Raw genomic sequence first — 3,592 nt, 5'->3', positions numbered from 1 at the left:
TGGGATGGACTATAATTGATCATTGATGAAGACTTGCTGAATACAACACAATCATAGTATTCATTCAATCATTTCAATCATAGTTTAGACTTATTATGGGATTATGGGATGGACTATATTGTTAATATTGTTTTGCAGTACAAAAAGGTAATAAAAAATCATGGACAAACAACTATTACTCAATAAAATTAAACAAGCAGTACAAGCGATCGAACCACAAGCGCAAATATTTCTTTATGGTTCACGGGCGCGAAACGATGCTCAACCAGACTCTGATTGGGATATATTAGTATTAGTTGATGGGATCACTAACCCTACTCGCACATCTCAAATCCGTCGTCAAATTTATGAAATCGAATGGGAAACAGAAGAAGTTATTTGTACCATTGTTCGCAGCAAAAATCAATGGGAACATCCCTTATTACAAACTACTCCTTTCTGGCAATCAGTTAACAAAGAAGCTATTATGCTATGAGTAAAAATTCCCCTCACGATCAACTAATTAGGTATCGTTTAAATCGTGCAGAGGAAGCTTATCAAGATGCTTGTTCTCTTGCTGATGGTGCAAGATGGAATAGTTGTATCAATCGTCTGTACTATAGTTGCTTTTATGCTGTTACGGCTTTACTTGCTTATGATAATCTCTCATCTCCAAAACATACAGGTGTCCGTAGTCTCTTCAACAAAAACTACATCCGTAGCGAAATTATTTCAAAAGACTTTGGTGCAGTTTATAACGAATTATTTGAATACCGTCTCGAAGCAGATTATACAGACTTTGCAGATTTTGATGAATTACAAGTTCTTCCTTTTATTGCAAAAGTGAGAGATTTTTTAAATATAATTTCAGACCTGCTTCCTACTGATTAAATGACAAAAGTATTGTATGTCAATACATTAAGTAAAGAGCATCTCAATACACAAATGATTCGTAATAATTTACAAATGATGCGACAGTCACATCCATCGTCTTAACTGTGATTGATGGGATTATGGGATGGACTATAATTGATCATTGATGAAGACTTGCTGAATACAACACAATCATAGTATTCATTCAATCAAATAACAGTTTAGACTTATTGTGGGATTACCGTAGGTGCTTCTCATCGATGCCTCTTAGATTACCAGATTTCGTCCCCCCCGAACGGTTACAATTTATCAGCGTTTTCTCCTTGTTTGTCGCCGGTGATACCGTTGATGAACTAGGCGATAGCTAACAAAATAGGTTATAGTAGCAAATACCGTCGCTGATAGTAAGCAACCAAAAAACAGGGTCAAAAGAAATTGGCCGCCAGAACTAGCTAACTTTTCGATGAAGCTTTGATTAGTTTGAAAAATGTCACCCACATTCGATCGCCCGCTTTGACCAAGAATAAACTCTCCCAATCTATAATTAAACAGGAAAATCGGCAGATCGGTCACGGGATTGCTGATATAAGTACCAGCAGCAGCGGCAATTTTGTTGGCACGAAATAGGGTAGCTAAAAAGATAGCGATGATGATTTGAAGGCCGATCCACGGGAAAAATCCCGAAAAAACTCCCAAGGCAAAACCCCTGGCAATTTCCCTAGGATGTCCTTGTAATCGCATTAAGCGAATATACCAATAGCGCAAAAATCGCAGTAAGCGATTACTTGAATATTTGCGGCTTTTTCTCGCTTTTAATGACCTTGAGCGCATATTTTCGGGATAAATGCTGACAAAATTGATCCTGACTTCAATTTTAGCAAGGAGTGATTAAGAGATGTTAAACACAGGGGATACGATCGCCGCCATCGCTACGGCGATCGTTCCGGAACAGGGTAGTATCGGTATTGTCCGTTTATCCGGTAGTCAGGCAGTGGCGATCGCTCGTCGGCTTTTCCATACCCGCAATCGTCAACCCTGGGAAAGTCATCGTCTTCTCTACGGTTATATCCGGCATCCCCAAAGTCAAGCAATTATCGATGAAGCTTTACTGTTGCTCATGTTAGCGCCCCGCTCTTTCACCCGCGAGGATGTGGTGGAATTTCACTGTCATGGCGGCATTATTCCCGTACAACAGGTGTTACAGTTATGTCTAGAAAATGGGGCGCGTTTGGCACAAGCGGGGGAATTTAGCCTGCGTGCCTTTCTTAACGGCAGAATTGACCTAACTCAAGCCGAAAGCGTCGTCGATCTCGTTGGGGCGCGTTCTCCCCAAGCGGCACAATTTGCCCTCGCTGGGTTGCAGGGGAAACTCGCGCAACCGATCCGCCATTTGCGGGCCACCTGTCTCGATATTTTGGCTGAAATTGAGGCCCGTATTGACTTTGAAGAGGATTTACCGCCCTTGGATTGCGAGGCGGTTCTCCATAGCATAGAACAGGTTTTTTGTCAAGTAAATTTAATTTTAGCCACCGCCGAGCGCGGGGAATTGCTGCGTAGTGGTCTGAAAGTGGCGATCGTGGGGCGGCCGAATGTGGGTAAATCCAGTTTGTTAAATGCTTGGAGTCGGAGCGATCGAGCGATTGTCACCGATTTACCCGGCACTACCCGCGATATCGTCGAATCTCAGCTAGTTGTGGCGGGAATTCCCGTACAAGTCCTCGATACGGCAGGAATTCGCTCGGCCAGCGATCGAGTTGAACAAATTGGGGTGGAACGTTCCCGTCAAACGGCCCGGTCTGCTGATTTAGTTCTCTTAACCGTCTCCGCAGAGTCCGGATGGACAGAGGAAGATGAGGAAATTTATCGCTCTGTCAGCGATCGCCGATTAATTTTAGTGATTAATAAAATTGATTTAGCTCATCCCGAAACGGTAATTTATCCAGCAGAAATTGAGCGAGTTGTCAAGCTTTCCGCCGCCCAAAATCAGGGTATTGAAGACTTAGAAAAAACTATTATTAATGCTGTCCAAAATCAAGAAATACAGGCGGCTAATTTGGATTTAGCCATTAATCAACGACAGGCGGCCGCTTTAACTAGGGCGAAAATTGCTTTGCAACAGGTCAAAAACACAATTGACGAAAATTTGCCTTTTGATTTTTGGTCGATCGATCTGCGTACTGCCATTCAAGCTTTAGGAGAAATTACCGGCGAAGAAGTGACTGAATCGGTACTTGATCGCATTTTTAGCCGTTTTTGTATTGGTAAATAAGCAATTAGAAAATCTGGTCAACTGTGTTGGGTTAACTGTGGTCTTGTTGAGGATTGGAGAACTCAGATATTACTGGAAAAAAATACTTTCCAAGCGGCCGTAATAATGGCACTTCCCAAAAGGATAATCAATGTCCAGACCTGATTTTTTTGGGTTCCCTCTACCGATCTGAGCCGATTGTCGATGCCTTCAATTTTCCCGTCTAACACTTTAATATCCCCTTTGAGATCGGCTATTCCTATTTCTACTTTTGTCAACCGCTCATCAATCTTATCGAATTTCTGACTAACCTCCTTGATACTGTCTTTAATTTCTTTAAGGACGACATCCAGGGAATAAGTAACAGTTTCGTTAGACATTGGGTCAACTCCTATACTGCATCTGGTTGGATATAATTTTATCTTAGTCTAGGCTTTAAGAAAATTTTCTTTCAGGAGCGATTAACTGTAGTCTTGTTGAGAATTAGAGAAC

Annotated in this window: 5 protein-coding genes; 3 read left to right on the top strand and 2 right to left on the bottom strand. The window is 41.8% G+C overall.

The window, feature by feature from the left end; translation table 11 throughout:
* Window positions 1–160: 160 nt before the first annotated feature.
* Complete coding sequence (locus IM507_RS01505; protein ID WP_002737075.1) at window positions 161–475, top strand: nucleotidyltransferase domain-containing protein; 315 nt, start codon at window positions 161–163, stop codon at window positions 473–475.
* Window positions 472–870 (top strand): HEPN domain-containing protein, encoded by a 399-nt coding sequence (locus IM507_RS01500; protein WP_002736237.1) that lies wholly within the window; start codon window positions 472–474, stop codon window positions 868–870. The genes IM507_RS01505 and IM507_RS01500 overlap by 4 nt, the downstream gene beginning before the upstream one ends.
* 291 nt (window positions 871–1,161) lie before the next feature.
* Here IM507_RS01500 and IM507_RS01495 read toward each other — a convergent pair whose 3' ends face one another.
* Complete coding sequence (locus IM507_RS01495; RefSeq protein WP_123230562.1) at window positions 1,162–1,683, bottom strand: DUF2062 domain-containing protein; 522 nt, start codon at window positions 1,681–1,683, stop codon at window positions 1,162–1,164.
* Window positions 1,684–1,747: 64 nt separating this feature from the next.
* Between IM507_RS01495 and mnmE the strand changes: the two genes are divergently transcribed.
* Complete coding sequence (mnmE, locus tag IM507_RS01490; protein ID WP_287636384.1) at window positions 1,748–3,121, top strand: tRNA uridine-5-carboxymethylaminomethyl(34) synthesis GTPase MnmE; 1,374 nt, start codon at window positions 1,748–1,750, stop codon at window positions 3,119–3,121.
* Between the two features lie 62 nt (window positions 3,122–3,183).
* On the opposite strand, the gene IM507_RS01485 is transcribed toward mnmE, so the two are convergent.
* Window positions 3,184–3,480 (bottom strand): hypothetical protein, encoded by a 297-nt coding sequence (locus IM507_RS01485; protein WP_002738090.1) that lies wholly within the window; start codon window positions 3,478–3,480, stop codon window positions 3,184–3,186.
* Window positions 3,481–3,592 lie beyond the last annotated feature (112 nt).

The organism is Microcystis sp. M20BS1 (assembly GCF_020245305.1).
Classification (GTDB): domain Bacteria; phylum Cyanobacteriota; class Cyanobacteriia; order Cyanobacteriales; family Microcystaceae; genus Microcystis; species Microcystis ichthyoblabe_A.
Note: the sequence above shows the minus strand (reverse complement) of the source record. Positions and strands in the feature narration are given on the sequence as shown.